At 59.8% G+C, this 19,282-nt stretch carries 13 protein-coding genes; 6 read left to right on the top strand and 7 right to left on the bottom strand.

Annotation, left to right across the window (positions count from 1 at the left end):
* Positions 1 to 61: 61 nt before the first annotated feature.
* The 4 genes from rsmD to BLP88_RS13850 are packed head-to-tail and all read right to left on the bottom strand — an operon-like array spanning position 62 to position 5,079.
* A complete protein-coding gene (gene rsmD / locus BLP88_RS13865; protein WP_074590097.1) occupies positions 62 to 628 on the bottom strand; it encodes a 16S rRNA (guanine(966)-N(2))-methyltransferase RsmD in 567 nt (188 codons plus the stop codon).
* A gap of 45 nt (positions 629 to 673) precedes the next feature.
* Positions 674 to 2,950, bottom strand: coding sequence for an ATP-dependent DNA helicase RecG (locus BLP88_RS13860; RefSeq protein WP_074590210.1), 2,277 nt, complete (start codon positions 2,948 to 2,950; stop codon positions 674 to 676).
* Between the two features lie 19 nt (positions 2,951 to 2,969).
* The gene (locus BLP88_RS13855; RefSeq protein ID WP_074590095.1) at positions 2,970 to 4,043 is read right to left on the bottom strand and encodes a DAK2 domain-containing protein; all 1,074 of its coding nucleotides are present in this window, start codon (positions 4,041 to 4,043) and stop codon (positions 2,970 to 2,972) included.
* 22 nt (positions 4,044 to 4,065) lie between these two features.
* Positions 4,066 to 5,079 carry a thiamine-phosphate kinase gene (locus BLP88_RS13850; RefSeq protein ID WP_074590093.1) on the bottom strand — a complete coding sequence of 338 codons (1,014 nt, stop codon included), beginning with the start codon at positions 5,077 to 5,079 and terminating at the stop codon, positions 4,066 to 4,068.
* A gap of 75 nt (positions 5,080 to 5,154) precedes the next feature.
* Between BLP88_RS13850 and BLP88_RS13845 the strand changes: the two genes are divergently transcribed.
* The 6 genes from BLP88_RS13845 to BLP88_RS13820 all read left to right on the top strand — a co-directional run bounded on the left by BLP88_RS13845 (position 5,155) and on the right by BLP88_RS13820 (position 15,445).
* A complete protein-coding gene (locus tag BLP88_RS13845) occupies positions 5,155 to 5,733 on the top strand; it encodes a YdcF family protein (RefSeq protein ID WP_084111221.1) in 579 nt (192 codons plus the stop codon).
* A 454-nt stretch (positions 5,734 to 6,187) separates the two neighbouring features.
* Positions 6,188 to 7,327, top strand: coding sequence for a non-hydrolyzing UDP-N-acetylglucosamine 2-epimerase (gene wecB, locus BLP88_RS13840; protein ID WP_074590091.1), 1,140 nt, complete (start codon positions 6,188 to 6,190; stop codon positions 7,325 to 7,327).
* Between the two features lie 238 nt (positions 7,328 to 7,565).
* A complete protein-coding gene (locus BLP88_RS13835; RefSeq protein ID WP_074590089.1) occupies positions 7,566 to 8,822 on the top strand; it encodes a nucleotide sugar dehydrogenase in 1,257 nt (418 codons plus the stop codon).
* Between the two features lie 11 nt (positions 8,823 to 8,833).
* Positions 8,834 to 11,605, top strand: coding sequence for a glycosyltransferase (locus BLP88_RS13830; protein ID WP_084111218.1), 2,772 nt, complete (start codon positions 8,834 to 8,836; stop codon positions 11,603 to 11,605).
* The gene (locus BLP88_RS18790) at positions 11,602 to 13,137 is read left to right on the top strand and encodes a hypothetical protein (RefSeq protein ID WP_139163401.1); all 1,536 of its coding nucleotides are present in this window, start codon (positions 11,602 to 11,604) and stop codon (positions 13,135 to 13,137) included. Before BLP88_RS13830 ends, BLP88_RS18790 begins: the two co-directional genes overlap by 4 nt.
* Positions 13,058 to 15,445: a polysaccharide lyase family 8 super-sandwich domain-containing protein gene (locus BLP88_RS13820; RefSeq protein WP_084111215.1), complete on the top strand. Its 2,388-nt coding sequence runs from the start codon at positions 13,058 to 13,060 to the stop codon at positions 15,443 to 15,445. The genes BLP88_RS18790 and BLP88_RS13820 overlap by 80 nt, the downstream gene beginning before the upstream one ends.
* Here the strand turns inward: BLP88_RS13820 and BLP88_RS18785 are convergent.
* Genes BLP88_RS18785 through BLP88_RS13805 form a run of 3 tightly spaced genes read right to left on the bottom strand, consistent with a single transcriptional unit; the run spans position 15,438 to position 19,271 of the window.
* A complete protein-coding gene (locus tag BLP88_RS18785) occupies positions 15,438 to 16,184 on the bottom strand; it encodes a DUF6270 domain-containing protein (RefSeq protein WP_257028137.1) in 747 nt (248 codons plus the stop codon). The two genes, BLP88_RS13820 and BLP88_RS18785, sit on opposite strands and share 8 nt — an antisense overlap.
* A gap of 2 nt (positions 16,185 to 16,186) precedes the next feature.
* Positions 16,187 to 17,473 (bottom strand): UDP-N-acetyl-D-mannosamine dehydrogenase, encoded by a 1,287-nt coding sequence (gene wecC / locus BLP88_RS13810; protein WP_074590080.1) that lies wholly within the window; start codon positions 17,471 to 17,473, stop codon positions 16,187 to 16,189.
* A gap of 25 nt (positions 17,474 to 17,498) precedes the next feature.
* Positions 17,499 to 19,271: a glycosyltransferase family protein gene (locus BLP88_RS13805; RefSeq protein WP_084111212.1), complete on the bottom strand. Its 1,773-nt coding sequence runs from the start codon at positions 19,269 to 19,271 to the stop codon at positions 17,499 to 17,501.
* Between the last annotated feature and the right edge of the window lie 11 nt (positions 19,272 to 19,282).

The following is a 19,282-nucleotide window of genomic DNA, read 5'->3' as shown; positions in this document are numbered from 1 at the left end:
CTGGCGGTTGTTGTCGTTTTGAAGCCTCAAAACGACAACAACTGCGAGCTAGTTGGGCGGGTCAGGCCGGTTCCGCGAACCAGAGCATCGTTTCGCCGTACTTCTTTCCCGCGAAGCGTTCCAGGGTGTCCGGCCAGTCCGGTTCCGGGGAACGGGAGGACCGTTCGACGACGACCACGGCTCCGTCGTCGAGGTGGCCGGCGAGCTTGGCCAGGACAGCCTGCAGGGACTGCTCGTCCAGCGGATATGGCGGGTCCAGGAACACCAGGTCCCACAAGGCGCCATCCGCCGCCCTTTCGAGGAAGGACTCCACCTTGGAACGGTGGACGGAGACGGTTTTCCGCGCGAGGGCCTGGTTGACGGTGTCGGCGTTGCGCTGGCACACGGCCGAGGCACGGGCATCGAACTCCACGAGTTCCGCCGAGGCCGCACCCCTGCTGGCTGCCTCGAGGCCAAGGGCTCCCGAGCCCGCATAGAGATCCAGCGCCCGGGCGTCGTCGATCACCCCCAACGCTTCAAGGCGCGAAAACAGGGCTTCCTTGACCCGGTCCGTGGTGGGCCTGGTGGCGCTTCCGGGCACGCTTTGCAACGGGTTGCCGCCGGCGGCTCCGGCGATGATCCGGCTCAACGGTGTGGCTCCGGGCTCTGACCGTCGAGGCCGGGGACGTTCAGGCTATCCGCGTTCAAGGAACGCCTCCTTCTCGGGGTTGAGGTATTCGTCGATGGCCGCCGCAAGCGGTTCATGCCGGCGCAGCTCCGGGTCCTCGGCCACGAGTTGCTGCGCGTCGCTCCGGGCCCGCTCGATCACGTCCCCGTGTTCCAGGACCCGGAGGAGCTTGAGCGTGGAGCGCCCGCCGGACTGCGAGGCGCCGAGTATGTCGCCCTCGCGGCGCAGCTTGAGGTCCTCCTGCGACAGCTCGAAACCATCCGTGGTGGCTGCGACGGCGTCCAGCCGGCGACGGCTGGGGTGGCCGGGTTCCAGGCTGGTGACCAGCAGGCAGGTGCCTGGCAGCCCGCCACGGCCCACCCGGCCGCGCAGCTGGTGCAGCTGCGAGATGCCGAAGCGGTCGGCGTCGAGGATCACCATCAGGGTGGCGTTGTGCACGTCCACGCCCACCTCGATCACGGTGGTGGAGACCAGCACCTGCGTCTGGTTCGCCACGAAGGAGGCCATGGTTTCGGACTTGAGCACCGGGTCCTGGCGGCCGTGCAGCGCTTCAATCCGGACGCCGCGCAGGGCATCCTCCTGCCGCAGGCCCTCGACGACGGCGGTCACGGACGCGAGCTCCCGCGCCGGGCCGTCCTCCGCCAGCGGATCAGGCTCGTCCCCGCCGTGCTCACCCTCGCCAGGGGTGAAGTCGCCGTCGTCGTCCGTGCCGATCTTGGGGCACACGACGTAGACCTGGTGCCCGGCGTCGATCTCCTCGCGCGAGCGGGCCCAGATCCGGGTCGCCCAGCCGGGGTTCTCGGCCAGGCCCACCAGGTGGGTGCTGATCGGGGCCCGGCCGGCGGGCAGTTCGTCGAGCACCGAGGTTTCGAGGTCCCCGAACACGGTCATCGCCACGGTCCGCGGAATGGGGGTGGCGGTCATGACCAGCAGGTGCGGCGGGCGTTGGGCCTTCGCGCGGAGGGCGTCGCGCTGTTCGACGCCGAAGCGGTGCTGTTCGTCCACCACGATCAGGCCGAGGTCCTGGAAGGTGGTCTTGTCGCTGAGCAGGGCGTGGGTGCCGATCACGATGCCGGCGTTCCCGGACGCCGCGTCCAGCATGGCCTGCTTGCGCGCGGCGGCGGGCATGGACCCGGTGAGGAGGGTCACCTGGACAGAGGCGGTGCCGGATTCCTGGCCGAGCATTCCGGCGCCGCCGAACATGCCGTCCCGGGCCAGCGGGCCCAGCGTGCGCCGGATCGATTCGTAATGCTGGGCGGCGAGAACCTCGGTGGGCGCCAGCAGCGCCGCCTGACCGCCGGCGTCGACCACCTGGAGCATCGCCCGCAGCGCCACGATCGTCTTCCCGGAACCCACCTCGCCCTGGAGCAGGCGGTTCATCGGTGAATTCTGCGCCAGTTCCTGCGAGAGCGTCTTCCCGACGGCGGCCTGGCCGGCCGTGAGGGTGAACGGCAGTTGCCGGTCGAAGGCAGCGAGCAGGCCCTCCGGGGCCGGCCGGCGCGCCGTCGCTTCCTCCGAGGCGAGCTGGACGCGCCGCCGGGCGAGGGCGGCCTGCAGCACGAGCGCTTCCTGGTAGCGGAAACGGTCCCGTGCATGTTTCCAGTCGATCGCAGTTTCGGGCGAATGGATCAGCTGGTAGCACCTGCCGATGTCCGCGAATCCTTCCCGGTCCGTGATGGCGGCGGGGAGGGGGTCCTCGATCCGGTCCAGGTCGATGGTGTCCAGCAGAGTGGTGATGACCTTGTGGATGGACCAGCTGGTGAGTTTGGCGGTGGCCGGGTAGACAGGGATCGGCATGGCCGCGAGCTTTTCCGGGTCCATGCTGCCGGCCGCGTCCGGGTCTTCATCCAGGAGCATGAAGTCGGGGTTCGTCATGCTCAGGGCGCCGCCATAGCGGCTGACCTTCCCGGAAAACATGGCCCGGCGGCCCGGCTGCAGCTCGCTCCGCGCGCGGAAACCGTTGAAGAAACTGATCTTGAGCGTTCCGGGGGTTCCGGGAACAGCCAGGTTCCCGCCGGCGTCGTCCGTGACGACGACGTCGGTGAGCGAGCCTCGGCGGGCGCGCATCTGCCGGGTGGAGTTGGAGATGACCCGGGCCACCAGGGTGGCTTCCTCGTCCAGGGGCAGCTTCGCGATCGGCGTGAGTTCGCCGCGAGTGAGGTAGCGGCGCGGGAAATAGTCCAGCAGCTCCCCGACCGTTTCCAGGCCGAGGTGCTTGGTGATCACGGACGCCGAGCGCTTCCCGATCCTCCGGTCCAGCGGCAGGCGCAGTTCAGGATTCACCAGTTCACGGTTCACCGGCTCAGGATTCATGCGGGCTGAGGCTTTCCGAAGCGCCGGGGTCGCGGGGCAGCGCCAGCTGGCTGACGGAGATGTCGCTCGGCTCGCCGAGGGAACGGATGGCCGCCACCGCAGGGCCGGCGTCGGGAACGTGCACGTGGACGCGCCAGCGGTAGCTGGCCTCGACCCCGTCGGCTTCGTCGTCGTCATCGTCTTCGTCGTCGCCGGACCGGCTGCCGGAGCCGGCGACGCTGCCCACTTGGCTCATGATCACGGAGTCGCCCAGTTCGTCGAGCTTCTGGCGGAGGGTGGCCGCGGCGAGGGGAGAGAGTTCGATGGTGCACATGACTTCCACACCGTCGTCATCGGGCAGCCCGGCATGGATGTGCGGGTCCTGGACGTCGTAGCCGTGCAGCCCGTCCAGGAGTTCCTCCTGCAGTTCCTCGCCGAGCACGGCGGCACGCAGGCAGTCCAGGACCAGGAGCATGCCCACTCCGCCGGCGTCGACGACGTGGGCCTCGTGCAGGGGCGCCAACTGTTCCTCGGTGCGGATGACGGCCTTGACGGCGGCATCCACGGCGGCGTCCAGGGCCAGGCCCAGGGCGTGGTTGCTGTCGTCGCCGTTCTGGGCGGCATCTGCTTCGCCGGCGGCCCGGGCGGCCGCTTCGAGCACGGACAACATGGTCCCGGACACGGGTTCGCTCAGCGCCGACCACGAACGGATCTGCGCCCGGTGCAGGGCCGAGGCCAGCAGCGGGGCGCTGAGCCTGCTGTGCCCGGCGAGGGGTTCGGCCATCGCGCACAGGAAGACAGCGAACAGGGTGCCGGAGTTTCCGCGGGCCTGTTCCATGGCGGCGCGGCCCGCTGCTGCCAGGACGGCGCCGACGTCGTTGGCTTGCTCCGGTTTTGCCTGGCCGTCGCCGGGACCCTTCGCGGCCGCGGCTTCCGCGGCGCTAAGGGCTGCCGCGGCTGCCCGCACGGTGAGGTAGAGGTTGGTGCCGGTATCGCCGTCTGCCACCGGGAAGATGTTGATGGCGTTGAGCCGGTCGCTGTGGTTGCCGAGGGTGGTTTCTGCCTTGCCCAGCCAGCGTTTCATCGCATGTACATTGGCGGCGATCTTAGTCTGCAAAGTGATCCCATCCCACGGTCTCGGCGGACTCCCCGGCTATCCGGACGACGCCGCGTCCTGCCCCGGCAGCGGCCCTGACTGAGCCTATCGCAGTGAAGGGCTCCGGGAGCAGAATCCCGGCCGGAAATGCTGCCAGCAGGCCATGGTCCTCTCCCCCGCCCAGCACCCAATCCATGGGGTCGGCGTCCAGCAGCGAGGCCGCGGCCTCCAGGGCGTTGGCCTGCGCCTTCAGCGCGATCGGATCGAGGTCCAGGTCCACGCCGCTGGCTTTGGCGAGGCGGCCGCCGTCGCGCATCAAACCGTCCGAAACGTCCATCATGGCGGTGGCCCCGGCGGCGGCAGCCAGGGGGCCTGCGGCGAGCGGGGGCACCGGGCGGCACTGGCTGTCCACGAGGGCGCGCTGCTCCGGGGTGAGCGATTCCAGCGGCACGCTGCTCTCCAGCAGGGCCAGGCCCGCGGCGGCGCGGCCGAGGGTGCCGGCCAGCGCGAGGGTGTCGCCGGGCTGTGCCCCCGAGCGAAGCACCGGCTCCCTGCCGTGCAGGGTCCCGACGACGGCGACCGTCACCGCGATCTCCCGCCCCCGCCCGAGGTCTCCTCCCGCCACCGAGCAGTCCGGGGCGCCGAGCCCGGCGATCCCGGCTGTGAGGCCGTCCGCGAAGTCCTCCACCCAGGACACCGGGGTTTCGCCGGGCATGGTGAGGCTGACAACGAGGGAGGTGGCGGTTCCACCCATGGCGTTGATGTCGCTGAGGTTCTGGGCGGCGGACTTCCACCCGACGTCGTAACCGGTGCTCCGGTAGCCGTTGTTCCAGTGCAGGCGGAAATCCTGGTCCTGGGTCTGGGTGTCGATGGAGACGACGGCGCGCCCGTCCGGGGCCGCGACGACGGCGGCGTCGTCACCCGGCCCGAGCAGGACGCTGCTGCTGGACTCCAGGCGCGGGAAGATCCGGGCGAGCAGCCCGCTCTCGGAGAGGTCGGCGACAGTGAGTTCTTTTTCCGGCACGCTTCTACGCTAGTCGTTCGGGCTGACATTCAGTGAGCGGACGGGATACCGCCCGCCTGCTTCTAGACTTGCAGGGTGCAACAGAAAAACAGGAGGCCGCTGAAGTATCTTTCAGCCGGAGCGCTTGGCCTCTTCGTTCTCTGGTTCGCCGCTTCGCTTCAGCTTTTCTGCCTGGTCTCCACCCCCGCTCCCCCGGCCGTCGACGCCGTCGTGGTCCTGGGCGGCAGCAGCGATGAACGCCTGGCTGCCGCGCAGGCCGCCGCCGGCGGGCAGTCCGCGCCCGGTGGGCCGCACCCGCCGGTGCTCGTGCTTTCGTGGACCGACACGCCCGGCAATGCTTCGGCCGACTCGCTTTGCAAGGGGGCGCATTTTCCGCAGCAATCCCTGGTCTGTTTCCGGCCGGAGGGCATGGACACGCGTGGCGAGGCGGCCGCCGTCGGGAAGCTGGCCGAAGCGAACGGCTGGCGCTCAATCGCCGTCGTGACGTCCTCGTACCATGTGCTGCGGGCGGGAACCCTGATGCGGCAATGCACCCCGGCCGAGATCCACATGGTGGCGTCCAAACCGGCTCTGGATTCGCTGCAATGGCTGCGGCGCTTCGTGGTCGAAGGGGCCGGGGTGATCGACGTGAACCTGCGCCCGGAGTGCCCTTGAAGCGACCGTGGAAGGTCGGGGGTGCGGGAATCCTCCGGAGTACCCGGCTAGAATCGTTGCGGGCCTTTACGGAAGCGGAAGCGAAAGGAGCAGCCGGTGGACACCTCAAGTGAACGTACTTCGGAGCTCCTTCCAGCCCCCCGGCACCTGAGCCGCCGACGCTTCCGGCCGGCTGTTCCGGACGAAATGTTCGTGGCAGCACGGTCCCCCATAACAACAAGGCCGCATGCATCTATCGCGGCTAAGCCTCGGGCGCCAAAACGCGATAGGCGGCCGGCCGAGCCCCGACACAAGCGCATGATCGCACTGGTGTTCGTCATCGCAGCGGTCGTCACTGTTCCAGTATTAGTGCTTGCCATTATTTTCTATTCATAGCCGACACATTGAAAAGAAACTTCAATTTTCAAGTAGCATTCGTGACGTTGGCCGTAATTCGAATCCGCGGGGGAGAACAATGCCAGTAGTCATGCCCATTTTCGGAACGCGACCCGAAGCAATCAAAATGGCACCAATCATTCTGGCCTTGAGAGACTCTGCCGAGTTCGATTGTGTCGTAACAGTAACCGGCCAACATCGCGAAATGTTGGACCAAGTCAACGAACTCTTCGGGATTGTCCCTGACCACGACCTCAATATCCTTCAGCGTGGCCAGAGTCTTTCGGAGATCATGACGCGTACGGTCGACGGGCTGAACAAGATCTTCCAAAATGGAAAGCCCGACGCAGTCATTGTCCAAGGCGACACCACGACATCGACCGCGGCAGCGATTGCGGCTTTCTATCATGACATTCCAGTGATTCATGCAGAAGCCGGCCTGCGTAGCGGAAACCTCTTCTCGCCCTTCCCCGAGGAAGGCAACCGGAAGATCACCTCGCAGATCGCCAGCCTCCACTTGGCCCCGACCAACACCAGCAAGGAGAATCTGCTGGCCGAAGGTATCTCACGCGAAGATATTGTGGTGACGGGGAATACGGTGATCGATGCCCTACTCAGTACTGTGGGCAAGGAGGTCCCATTCAGCGACCCAGCCTTGGAAGAGCTCGTCGATTCAGGCAGAAGGGTCCTCCTGGTAACCACCCACCGGCGCGAGAATCAAGGCAATGCCATGCTCAGCATCGGCCGCGCGCTGGCGCGCATCGCCGAGGACGAGGCAGAGCTGACAATTGTGCTCCCGGCCCACAAGAACCCCGTCGTCCGCGAAGCCCTTCTCCCGTCCATCAAAGACATAGCGAACGTAATTGTGACGGAGCCCCTTGCTTATGGCGAGTTCACACGCATGCTCTCCCTTGCCCATTTCGTACTGACAGACTCGGGCGGAGTCCAGGAGGAAGCACCGAGCCTCGGTAAGCCGGTTCTGGTGATGCGCGAAAACACGGAACGGCCCGAAGCCGTTTCTGCTGGAACTGTTCGTCTGATCGGAACCGCAGAAGATCGGATAGTCAGAGAGGTCCAAACCCTGCTCCGTAACCGCAGCGTCTTCGATGGAATGGCGAATGCTGTGAATCCATACGGTGATGGCAGGGCGGCGGCCAGGACTATAGCAGCCATAGAAGCCCTCTTCGGTCTGGGGCAACGAATGGACGATTTCATCTGATTGAAACCTGCCGTCCTACAGTTGCGGGACACCATCGCGTTTGCCGAGGACTCACAGGAGTCCGTCGGCGAAGTCGTTATATGATCGCTAAGACCGAAGTCGCGTCGGGGGAACGCTGTACGGCATCCTGCGCTCAAACTCTTCCCGACCTGACGAAGCCTCCGATTGGTATGTTTCGGGGCATCTAGACCATCGCCGCCCGCTCCGGGCTGCGGCCAAGAATACGATTGGATCCACAGTGCAGAATGTCGTCGTTGTCGGACAAGGCTACGTAGGACTACCGCTCGCCAAGGGAGCTACGCAAGCAGGACTCCGGGTCACCGGCCTGGAGCTCAACGCTCAGGTTGTTGAGCAACTCAACAATGGCATCTCTCATGTCGACGATTTGAGTGATGCTGACATTGCAGCCATGAATAGTCAAGGCTTCAAAGCTAGCAATGATCCGTCCGTAATCGCTGATGCTGACGTCGTTGTCATCTGTGTTCCGACACCGTTGGGTGAGGCTGGAAGTCCCGACCTTAATGCGGTCGAATCCGCAATGCGAACCATTGCACAGAACATCAGCAAGAAAACCGCTGTCATCCTTGAGTCCACGACCTACCCTGGGACCACGGAAGAGTTGTGCCTCCCAATCCTTGAAAGCGCGGGCAAGAAGCTCGACGAGGATTTCCACTTGGCCTTCTCACCGGAACGAATCGACCCCGGAAACAAAATCTATGGTCTCAAGAACACTCCCAAGGTAGTCGGCGGCGTCACCCAGGAATCCACAAAGGCCGCTGTCGACTTTTATTCCCAGTTCGTGGACACTGTGGTTCCGGCAAAGGGCGCCAAGGAGGCCGAGACAGCCAAGCTCCTTGAGAATACTTATCGTCACATCAACATCGCCCTTGTAAACGAGATGTCAAAGTTTTGCCACGAACTGAATATCGACCTTTGGGATGTCATCAACGCAGCAAAGACGAAGCCTTTCGGATTCCAAGCCTTCTACCCAGGCCCGGGTGTTGGCGGCCACTGCATTCCGATCGACCCCAATTATCTCAGTTACCAGGTACGGAAATCTCTGGGCTATCCTTTCCGGTTCGTTGAACTTGCAGAAGAGATCAACAACTCGATGCCGCGATACGTGGTCGATCGTGTCCAAGCGCAGTTGAACAATGACCAGCTTGCCCTTTCGGGTGCCACGGTGTTGATCCTCGGTGTGACCTACAAGCCAAATATTGCTGACCAGCGCGAATCCCCGGCTACCGACGTGGCCAAGGAACTTGTAGCCCGTGGAGCAGTCCTCCAATTCCATGATCCGATGGTTGCGGACTGGAAGGTCGCCGATGCCTCCTATGAACGTGTCGGCGATCTCGAGGCAGCAACCGCCAACGCAGAAATCGTTCTGCTCCTGCAGAATCACAGCAGCTATGACGTCGAAGCTCTCGCTGCAAAATCCAAACGTTTCTTTGACACGCGTGGCGCCTCTGCATCAGCGTCGGCCGAGCGCCTCTAGGAACCCTCAATATGCTAAATGGCTTTGGCAAATGGCAACTTCGCATTGCGCTCTTCGCATTGATTTCCTTAGGAATGGCCGCAGTTTCAAGTATTTTTCAATGGTGGCCCGCAAGCTTGATGTTGATTTCTGCCGCCATCGGATCGCTCGTAATCCTGCAGATTATCGGCGTCAGACTTGTTAATCGCCGCACATCAGCGATTCAGAAGAGTCTGAGCGGCCTCGACACTCGGCTGCTAGAGAATTCACGGTCCATCAAGAAGCTTCCTACGTCAGCGAATCCAAAAACAAAAACTGTGACTGGAATCCTGAAAACCGGGCCGGCCGAAGAGATGGCACGTCGAATCAGTGAGATGCCCGGTGCGATCGAGACCTTCACTCTACAGTCCGCCAGTACCTCGATCCGAGACGCCTTTGCTTACGCAGCGTCCTCAAACGAGCTCAATTTCAAAGAACTCATCCGGCTACTTGCCGTGGAAAGCATCGGCCTGACGACCAGCAAGGGGCTGAAGAGTCTCAACCATAAGCACATGCTCGCCTTAGCGCGTATTCTCGCCAATCAGCAGGCTTGCGAGGGAGACGTTGAGAATGCTGTGCGGATTTTCAGCTTCGTTGAGAAAACTCATGGCGCCAATTCCCTTGGCAAGACCGATCGATTCATCTTCGTTGAGGCCCTCTCAGCAAGCGGGAATCTCCGGGCTGTCCGGGAGCACATCAAATCTTTCCGGATTGCACACAACTTCCCGGTTCATGCAGCTCTTCTTTCGCTGAATTCCATCAACCAGGTGGATGGTGTTGCTCAGGGCGGCCGGTGGATCGAGACACTCGACGCCTTCTTCGTGTCCGCAGGGTTGCTGGGTATTCGCCTCTCTGACGGGGATGGTTCCCTGCTTGACCGGCTGGAAACAGTTAGCTCTGACGGAGTAGCGAACGATTCGACTAAGATCTCGGTGCTGGTCCCTACTTACAACGGCTCGGCTTATGTGAAAACAGCTATCAATTCGCTCGTCTCGCAAACTTGGCGAAACCTGGAGATCATCATTATTGATGATTGCTCCGACCCTGAACACGTCGATTTTCTTCGGGAAGTGTCCAGAATTGATCAGCGAATCAAGCTGGTCCTAAGCGACAAAAACCAGGGCCCCTATTGTGCTCGGAACCGTGGCCTCGAACTGGCCACCGGTGACTTCATCACGGTTCACGACGATGACGACTGGTCACATGCGCAAAAGCTCCAAATCCAAGTGGAGCACCTGCTTCAGAACCCATCAATTCCGGCGAACTTGAGCAACCATTCGCGAAGCACGGAAGATTTGGAGTTTCTGCGTATCAACAATAATCCCCAGTTTACGCAACCGAATTTCTCCTCATTAATGGTGCGCCGATCTGTGATTGAGTCGTTGGGCCCATGGGATGCTATCGGACGCGGGGCTGACGCCGAGTTCCGAGACCGACTGGTCAACTGGTACGGCGATGCGCTCCCCATCGTTGGTACGCACCCTATGTCGTTCACTCGCACCCGGGCCAATTCTTTGACCTCCGGAGAGATGAAGCGCGGCTATGTCGATCCCTCCCGCCGCCTTTACTTGGCGGCATATACGCGCTGGCATCAGCACGAACGCGACGCCGGCCGTATTGCAACTAATGCGAGGAAGGGAAGACTTCCATTTGCGATCGCCAGTAATCTAAATGCAAGCGGAACTCCCCGAGGTTCAAAGTTTGATGTCATCTATGCAACAGACTTCCGTTTCCCAGGCGGAACGTCGACACTCACGCTCACGGAACTTGAAGCCGCTGCGAAAGAGGGACTCAAAGTTGGTGTGATCCAACTCGATTCTCCATTGAACAAGCCCGGGACCCCCATGACCGAACGCTTCTTCGCTCTGCTTGCCAGAAGTAGCGTCGAACTGCTCTCCTTGTCAGACTCTGTCGAGTGCGACAGCGTGGTCATCAGACACCCCAGCGTTGTCCAGTACGCCGAGAATCTCAGCTCCAACATCGTGGCAAAGAACGTTGTACTTATCGTCAACAATCCCCCGATGCTGACCGGCGGCTCGGGCATGCTTTTTGATCTCAACGACTGTATTTCGAATGTCGATACCATGTTTTCCTGCCGGACGAGGGTAGTCGCTGAATCAGCGCCTACCCTACGGCTGTGCCGGCCTCTTGTAGCAGCAGCACGGCTAGAGTCAGCAGTCTGGCCTGGTGTAGTAGCTCTTGATGAGGCACCGGATGTATCGGCGCCAACGGGCACCCCCGTGGTCGGACGCCATACCCGCGACAATCCTCTTAAGTGGCCAAGCCGCCTTGATGACTTCCGCAGCGCTTATATTGGCGGTGAGCAGTTCCGAACCGTTGTACTTGGCGGCAACGAGTCGCTCAAATCGAAGTTCGGGGAGAAGAACATTGCCGGACCTGAGTACTTGCCCTTTGGCACCGTTCCGGTTTCTGACTTTCTTCGCGGAATCGATTTTTGGGTCTATTTCCACGACGACGCGCTAACGGAGTCATTCGGCATGGCGACTGCGGAAGCGATGGCGGCCGGAAAGGTCGTGATCGTACCGCCGTATATGCAAGGTACCTTCGGAGAAGGCGCTGTCTATGCAAACGCCAGCGAAGTGCCAGCTGTGATCGCGAGCTTCGTTTCGAGCCCGCATCTGTACGTTGAACAGGCACATCGTGCGCGCCGTGTAATCGAAGAACGCTATTCGGCGAGCTCTCTCATCAGCAGGCTCAAGAACCTGACCCATGCGGATGAAAAATCGGAGAACACGTACGCATGAAGCGTCTTGTCCCTCTGATGTGGGTTGCCGGTGGTGCCTGCGTGTTGGTGCACGCAGGCACTGCGGTTTTTGCATTTCATGCAGCAACTCAAGCCGGGATTGTGTCCCTGGCAGTACTTTCGTTACTGGATCTGGTTGTGGTGATCTCCGCTTCCGGGATCGTGTTTCGGCATCTGTCCCGTGGCGTGCGCGCAACCCAGATGGACGTCGAGCGCGCACGTAAGGACGCATCCAGACTCAACTATCACCTCAACCTCAAGCTTGACAGGATCGAACGCACGGTAAACCGAGTTCGAGCCCTTGATGAAGGCATTTCCGGCGGGCTGACCCCCGTAGCCAGCCACCTGCGCCTTCCTTGGCAGGCAGGCTCGGCTCTCCCGCGAGTACTCTTCGTGACAAGCAATGGGGCGGGTGTTGGGCACCTAACAAGGTGCATGAGCATCGCAAGTGCCGGTCAAGCTCTCTTCGATTCACACTTTGTGTCCCTGTCCAGCGCGGCAAAAATTGTCGAAGGCTTCGGCTTTTCGGTGCTATCTTTCGACAGCCAAACTAAGAGTCAGCTTCCAGCTGAGATTTGGAACGATCGTTTTGCGGAGTTTATGGATGCCGTCTGCCGCGAAAACAAGCCGGCAGCGGTCGTCTTTGACGGCACATGGATCTATCGCGGAGTCCACGAAGCGGCTCGCCGTCACGGCGCACGAGTCATCTGGCTCCGCCGTGGCCTTTGGAAAAACAACGCATCGGCAGTCCAAATTGAGGACACGAAATCATACGCGGACCACGTGATCGTCCCTGGTGATATTGCGGCAAATCATGATAGGGGCCCAGTCGCCAACTGCGCAGACCACGTTGATGTCCCCGCTATCACCTTTGCCCCCTATAAGCGCCAACTAAGTCGAGAGGAAGCATTGGACGTGCTCTCCCTCCCACACGATCGACGCTATGTCCTGGTTCAGCTCGGCGCAGGACAGATCAATGACACTTCCACCGCCAGACGAGATGTAATCGAAGGGGTCCTTTCGGCTGACCTCCACACCGATGTTGTACTCGCTCTATCCCCGCTTACTGTTTCCACACCAAACGTTGGGTCCCGTGTGCACGTTGTCAGGGAGTTTCCGATTTCGCGCCTTTTCGCCGCCTTCGACTGCTTGATTGCTGCGGCAGGCTACAACACCGTCCATGAGGCGATTCACTCGGCGCTGCCCGGGTTCTGGATTCCAAATACGAGCACTTCCACGGACAACCAGGAGCTAAGATCCTCGATCGTTGAACGCTCCGGACTAGGAGCCGTGGCCAAAGAGTCACCGCGACTCGCCATTCAAGTGGAGGCATTCCTTTCGGACGTTCGCTCCGGAAAGTTCACGGCCCACAGTCACGAACTGGAAGCAGATCACGGAGCCGGTGCGGCCAAAGCCATTGTTGAATACCTAGGAACCCAGACGATCCCTCTTCATGCAGATGACTCAAATATCCAGGCGCCGCGTTGTCCAAGCCAGTGCATTACTGGCTGCCCTTGCACTCCTTACCGGTGATTCACAGCCTCGACCCGGAGAACAGGAGCCTGCTTCCCCACAGACACAGACACCCCGCTTCGCAGCGATGCGCGAGAAGTGGAGGCAAATACTCCTTGGCAGCGATATCGCTGTTTCAGGACAGGCACAGCACGCACTGTGGGAGGCTCGAGACGCGGGGGTCAGCCGCCTAGTAGAACTTGCGCGAGCGGCCAATGACAACCGCGTGTTCGAGGATCAGCCCCTCATTCATGAATCGGTGATATCAAGCGGGTGGACGCGCCTGCAATCTTGCGCAGAATCCTGGGCCTCACCGGCTTCCCGATACTTCAGGTCCGCCGAACTTTTCGAGATCCTCAGTTCCTCGATAGAACGTTTTGATCACTTGGTTTTCAAGAACAAGAACTACCCTTCAGGTGCCTGGTACACCTGGGAGATATCCATTCCGCGGGCGTTTCTCAACACCGTGATCTTGCTCGATATGGCACTCCCGGAGGCCGCAACAAGAAGTTGCATGGCGGCAATTCGGCGCTACTCGTCCAGCGCCGTCTTCCAAGGCGGTTCGACGGGGCGCGCCACTTCTTCCGACGGTGCAAACCGAGTTGACTTAGGTCTGAACGACCTGCTGTTCAGCTTGATAACTGAGGATCGAAGGCTTCTGGCTGATTCGTTGGAGCTGGTGCAGAGTGTTTGGACTCCGGTAGAGCATGGAGCCGGCTTCCACGTCGATGGTTCATTTATTCAGCATCAGAATGTCCCCTATAACGGAACTTATGGCGTTGCCGCTCTCAAAGTGATAGCAACGCTCATGGCGCTCGTCCGGGACACCTCGCTAGCCCTGGACGCCAAGACGCAATCCCGAGTTATGTCGTCTGTGGAAGAGTCGTACATCCCATTCATCGTCAATGGTTCGATGATCGATGCTGTCCGCGGTCGCGCAATTTCCCGCGAGACCGAAACCGGGATTGTCGACGCGCTGGACACCATCGATGCCATCATCAGAATCTCTCTGCTGTTCCCCTCGACGCGCACCAAGCGTTGGCAACGGCTTTGCAAGGGGTGGCTGGAACAGCTCCGGGACAGAGAGCACTTTACGGATCGTGCCCGAAAGACTTCCTCACTGGTGCGATCCAAAGCCAGTGAACTCCCGGACGCTATCGTCAAGGAAACCCTTGGCCATCGTCTTTTCCCCCAGATGGACCGGGTCGTACACCGGGAGAAAGGCTGGGCTCTGAGCCTCGCGATGACGAGCCGTCGGACCCCGTGGTTTGAAAGTGGAAATGGGGAGAACTTCAAGGGTCATCACACCTCTGCAGGCATGCGATACCTATATAGGGACACAGTCCCCAACAACTTTGAAGATGGCTTCTGGCCAACCGCAAATCTATCCGGCCTCCCTGGAACAGTCGTCGATAGAACACCCATACCTGTCGATCCCCAGGCACGAAACGGCGCTTCAACACCACAAAATGACTGGACCGGTGGCAGCCAGATCGGACCCTTCGCTGCGGTGGGGCATCACCTCCTCGCACCGCACCAAATCCCTATGTCAGCACGCCAGTCATGGTTCTTCCCTGGGGGCATGTTGATCTCCATGGGTTCAGACATTGAAAGCCGATCAGGTGCTGAAGTTGTAACTACGGTCGAACACCGCATGGTGCAAGAATGGCGGACCGACTCATTGATCGTAGACGGCCATCGTCTACCAGCTAGCAACGACGTTTCGAGCGAAGCCGAAAATGCTCGCTGGGCCTACAGCAATGAAACCGGTGGCTATCTCTTCCTCGACGGACAACCACGCAGGTTCCGACGGGAGATGCGAAAGGGAAATTGGCGAAGCATTAACACTGAGGGGTCCGATGAAAGCTTGCAGAGAGAATTTCTGACGATCGAACACCCTCACGGGAAAAGCCCCACCGATGCGTCATACGCCTACGCGCTGGCGCCAGCTGCCTCACTGAGCCAGACAATGGCGCTTGCACGAAAGCAGCCGATCAAGATCCTCCGGAACGATCGGATCGCACAGGGAATCAGTTATGGAGGCTTCACCGGGATCAACTTCTGGGCGCCTGGAGCCGCGGGCGCTGTCAGCTCCGAAGAACCGTGCTCATTGTGTATCGTCAAAAAAGGGGGGATCCTCCAGCTAGCGGTTTCCGATCCAACCCAGACCGCACCAGTGGTGCAGGTCCACATCGCAGGGAAGCGCCAGTGGCAGATCAAAAGTACATCCCGGCCAGGTACTGCCATTCAGCAGACGCGGAACGGAATCCGGCTCCTCATTGAAACGAAGAATCTGCGTGGTAGTTCCGTACTCGTTGAGCTTAGGTAGTCGAATCCAGCATCGCGATCTTCACCAACTGATCGGCTACGTAGTCGTAGAATCCTTGGGTGTAGTGGAACGGTGCCAAGCCCCACTTGTGTCCGACGTCGCTGACGATGAACTCCTTCGGTGGCCGAATCACGTGATCAGCTGATGTGGCGTAGGTCGCCAGCAGACTTCGATACCGTTCAAAACCCCTGTTGGCGTGCTCGGCGCTCTTGCCAGCAAACTTCGGTACTTCAATGGATTCCACACTAGCGGTCGTTGCCCAGTCTGCATCGAGAAAGGCGATGCCGCAGGATGGATTCTCCCGCTGAAAACGCTCAAAAAAACGCGCGACCGCTTCCGACCACTGCAGAAAATGCTCGTCCGTCATCGTTTCAAGTCTTGACCAAGTCCCGCCGGCCTTTCGGAGAAATCCTGACTCCCGCAGCGCTTGCGAATCGGTTATCCTTTCCCCTCCTCGGTAGAACACATTAAAACGCTCATCAATGATGTCAATCAGCAACAAAGAGTAAGAAGTTGCTCCCAGGACGTCAAAAACCGTTCCACGAAGATCGTTCAAGAACATCCGTCGTTGGAAACTCGAGGTCACTGCCTGCGCTTCCGCACCCACTACACTAGGCCTCGGCGCCATCGCTGAAATGAATGACGAACGCGCGACATAGGCAGCCAAGTCAACATTGTCGCGGGGAGCGAGCTCGAAAACGTCCCGGGAAATACACGATCCGTGGATAGCAACCCTCATGATCAACCCCGCACCGGCGAGCTAGGGAGATTCACAACGCTGTCCTCCGTGGAAGGCCATATTCCGCAAACATCGAAGACATTTTCTGGATCAAAGCGAGAGAGATCCAAATTTCTAAAATCGCTATGCCCGACAAGACCGCAAACGATAGCACTATCCGGAATCATTTCTATCGAGTCCACCAGTGATACGTTCGGCAACTCCCGAAGATGCACAGGCAGATCCACCACAAAAGGATCCCGGACCAAGAAACTAACGGTGGGGTGTTCCTTTGCAAGAGCTTCAGTAATCTCAATCGCAGGGGACTCTCTAAGGTCGTCCACATCTGCCTTGTAGGAGACCCCTAGGACAAGGACAGCGGGAACGCCAACAGCACCAACATGGGTGGAAATCTCTCGAAATACGAATTCAGTCTTCGAAAGATTCGATAGACGCGCTTGCTTTATGAGCAAAGAATGCTCAGGTACTGCGTCAACCAAGAACCATGGGTCAACCGCAATACAATGTCCCCCGACCCCGGGACCCGGATTAAGGATGTTCACCCGCGGATGATGGTTCGCAAGGGAAATCAGCTCCCATACATTGATATCGAGCGCCGTTGAGAGCATGGATAGCTCGTTAGCAAATGCGATATTCACATCGCGATAAGCATTCTCTACCAACTTGGCAGTCTCTGCTGTCGTTGCGGTGGTCGGAATCAGTTCACCTCTGCAGAAAGTCGCGTAGACCTCCATTGCACTCTCGGCTGCCTCGCTTGTGAGGCCGCCAATAATCCGATCGTTCTCAATAAGTTCGACCATCATCCGTCCAGGCAATACGCGTTCTGGACAATGGGCAAACAAAATGCTGCCCTTCAGTTCAGGGCGAAGCGACGCAACAATTTCCGACATCTTTCTAGTTGTCCCGGGCGGCGAAGTGGATTCGAGGATCACCAACTCACCACCGCGAAGCACTGCAGCGATCTGGGCCGTTGCCTTCTCGACAAACGAAAGGTCCGGGGTGCGGTCGGATCCGAGCGGTGTCGGGACGGCCACAATGTAGACATCAGCCACCGGAACGGAGCTTCTCGCGACAAGGGCTCCCTTGGTCACCGCCGCAGTGACGGCGATATCGAGGTCAGGTTCAACGAATGGTACTTCGCCCCTGTTCACGGCAGCTACAACGTCCGACCGAATGTCGACTCCAACGACGCTACAGCCATGGGTAGCGAGTATCGCCGCTGTTGGCAAGCCGATGTAGCCAAGCCCCACCACGACGATCCGCTTCTGAAGGTTTGTTTTTCTGTTCAAAATAATCTTCCTAGAATCCAGCCTTCTACAAGAACACGTGCCTGGCGGGGTCGCCGTAAAATTGTATTACCCCTGTAGCCAACGCCTCAAGTTCCGTAAAGTTCCAAGTGTGGGATCCGCTCCCTCTCATTTGAATGAAGTTGAAGCGGTCCGCGGAATAGATCGACCCTCCAGACTCGCTGACCCTACGCAGAAATGCAGTGTCCTCGCCGCGCGCGAGTTCCGGAAACACATTTCGCTCAAAAGTCTCACGCTTGCCAACAATTGTCGGCCCCATGACTTGGTGAACAAACCGATGCTCCTTTTCCGCAAAGCGGTGAAGGAGAATTTCGCGCTCTTTCAAATACATGTAATGGGAGGCTTTTCCTACGATGTCAGCGTCCGAAAACTCGAGCGACGAGAGCATGTCAGAGAGGTAGTACTGACCGTAGAAGTCGTCATCGTCAATCTTCGCCAAAATTGTTCCCTGGCTCGAACTGACTAATAAGTTGAGGCATTCGCCCAGCGACTTCTCTTCAGGTGCACGGAGGATCCGGAACTGCGTGATGCCCTTGGTCTCGATCAGTTCCTCAACTTGCTGCACATCGAAGCCCTCCCCGTGAAGGAGAAGCATCAATTCCTTGTCCTGATAGTTCTGCCCGGCGAACTGATCGAGAACGTGCGATACCTGATGGGGTCGGTTGGTCGAGACCAAGCAACTAACCAGCTGTCTCGTGCCTAGCGCACTATCGTGTACTCCTGAATCTTCGAGAATAGTCGATGCGCGTTTGGAGTAACTATGCTGCTTCCAGATCCGTCGCTGGGCCTTGTGTACCAGGCGGTCACTCAGCTCGTCGTTCTTAAGTATTGCTGACACTGCCCACTCAGCAGCTTCTTGCGAATCTACGACTAGAAGTTCATCGTCAGAAAAGAACTCTGGCAGCGCTCTGCTCGGTGCACTGACAACCGGAACACCGGAAGCGAGAAGCTCGAAGATGCGGCGCGCACACATGCTCGGCGAGTCGACAACGGAGTTTACGTTTAGGAACACGCTGTGCTTCTTGTAGGCTGCGACCATATCTGAATAGTCGAGACTGCCAACGACGTATTTATCCAGTGGGGCAGGGAACTGATACTGAGGATCTTTTCCTGCCATCCGAGAGTAGATCGACAGCGGCTTCCCGAAACGCTCCCCGGCCTTTGCGGCACCCCGCAAAAGAAAATCCATCTGCGCCTGCCGCTCGGGATACTTATGGGCAAAGTACATACCGGCAAAGGCCGGACCGTACTGCCGCCACCCTCGGCGCGGCCTCACAGGATTGTGGATCTTGCTCTGTGCAGCGAAAGGCAGCACGTGAACGTTGTCGTGCCCTAATGCTTCTCTGTATCTGGGAAGCATTCTTGAGTCGCTAGTGTAGACGGTATCGAATAGGCGGGCGAGCGGCAGGAAGTCTTCGAAATGTGGCGGGTCTTCCTTGTTCCAGAACACGGTTGGTATGTCGGCTTCGCGGCAGTATTCAACGAGGCGCTGAACGTCCTCGCTCGGGCCCTTCGACCCCAGGAGCTTGTGGCGCCACTGGCCGTCGTTCCCTGCCCACGCGGACTCGACAAACAACAAGTCAGGTCGCTTAGCGTCCAGCTCTTCCTTCCATGTTCCCGGCAACAGCGGAACGCCCTGCCATTCCGGGGCAAATGCTGCTTCCGAAAAGGCATCAAGAATCTGGGCTACACGAAGTTCCGGCCTGCGCGGGCGACCGGAATACAAAGGGAGGGACCGGCCGTCTGGCTGCCGACGTCGATTCTTCTTGACCTTTGGCATCAGTCGTACAG

The organism is Arthrobacter cupressi (genome assembly GCF_900099975.1).
Classification (GTDB): domain Bacteria; phylum Actinomycetota; class Actinomycetes; order Actinomycetales; family Micrococcaceae; genus Arthrobacter; species Arthrobacter cupressi.
This window is presented reverse-complemented; position numbering and strand designations above follow the sequence as displayed.